Origin of the sequence: Mesorhizobium sp. M7A.F.Ca.CA.002.15.2.1 (assembly GCF_003998715.1) — a bacterium.
Lineage (GTDB): Bacteria > Pseudomonadota > Alphaproteobacteria > Rhizobiales > Rhizobiaceae > Mesorhizobium > Mesorhizobium ciceri.
Window position 1 is genome coordinate 1 of record NZ_RZPI01001021.1, and the last position, 1,226, is coordinate 1,226.

Annotated in this window: 1 protein-coding gene and 1 pseudogene; one reads left to right on the plus strand and one right to left on the minus strand. The window is 64.4% G+C overall.

What is annotated here, in order from left to right; genetic code table 11:
* The coding region (locus ENZ74_RS32180) for an ATP-binding protein (protein WP_245471058.1) at nucleotides 1-878 on the plus strand (878 nt) is incomplete at its 5' end.
* Nucleotides 879-992: 114 nt separating this feature from the next.
* Here ENZ74_RS32180 and ENZ74_RS32185 read toward each other — a convergent pair.
* Nucleotides 993-1,226 (minus strand): annotated as a pseudogene (locus tag ENZ74_RS32185) (hypothetical protein); the annotation flags it as partial.

Sequence of the window (1,226 nt, forward strand, 5' to 3'; positions counted from 1 at the left end):
CAAGTGCCGCCCGGATCACCTGGTTGAGGTCGGTCTCGGCTTGTGCCGCGGGATGGAGGCGGACCATCGACACCGATTTCGCCGCAGGCCCGCTGCTGGCCATGGCCGACGCCGACCATGTGACGCAGGTGGCGGCCAATTTCCTCATCAACAGCCAGCACGCTTTGGCTGGCATTGCCGGCGACCGGCTGATCAAGGTGCGGACGTTCCGCAGCGACCGGGATCATCCCTGCTTCTCGGTCGAGGACAATGGGCCCGGCGTGCCGGAAGCGATCCGCGGCCGCATCTTCGAATCCTATTTCACCACCAAGCCGGTCGGCGTCGGCACCGGCATCGGCCTGTCGATCTCGAAATCGATCATCGAGCGGCACAATGGCAATGTCTGGTTCGAGGAAGTGCTCCCGAGAGGCGCGCGTTTCGTCGTCCAGCTGCCGGCCATCGTGGCCGGCCTCGCCACCGCCGGCGACAACCAGCCGCGATCGAGCGGCCTGCGCCATGCCTTGATCATCGACGACGAGCCGGATGTCGCCGGGTCACTCTCCGACATCCTCGAACTGATGGGCATCAAGTCGCGGATCGTGCCGGTCTGGGAATCGGCCGCCGCCACCTTGAGCGGCCACATGCCGCCGGACATCGTTTTTTCGGACCTGCGCATGCCCGGCGTCAGCGGCATATCGATCTATCGTGAGCTGCTCGCCGAAAAGCCCGATTTGGCGCGGCGTTTCGTGCTGGTCACCGGAGACCTGATCGGTGCCAAAGCCGAAATCGAAGCCTTGCCGGCGCACCAGCGACCGCAGATTCTGGAAAAGCCGTTCAGCACGCTGGATGTGCGCAGCGTGCTCTCCGCCATCGCCGAACAGGCGGCCTTGAAAGGATAAAAAAAGAGGCTCCCGGGGGCGGGAGCCAAAAGGAGCGCACTGGAGGGCGCTCGGGGAGGTCAGAGCATGATCCACAAAACGGGAACGGTTTTCGGGACCATGCTTCGACGGAAATCAGAAAATATTCGGCGTGCCGGTCAACGGCGCGGCATTGGCGATCATGCGGATCGCCCGGCTTTTGTGTGTTCCGGACTGTTCGGCGATGGCGCGCAGGCAATCCATGCTCTCGGCACCCCAGGCCTGGCCCTTGCAGGCGAAGTCGGTCAACGGCACCGGCAGACGCGCGGTCCTGGTCGTCGTCTGCGCGCCGTCGATGAGATTGGCCGGCGGATTCAACGAAGCGAAGGC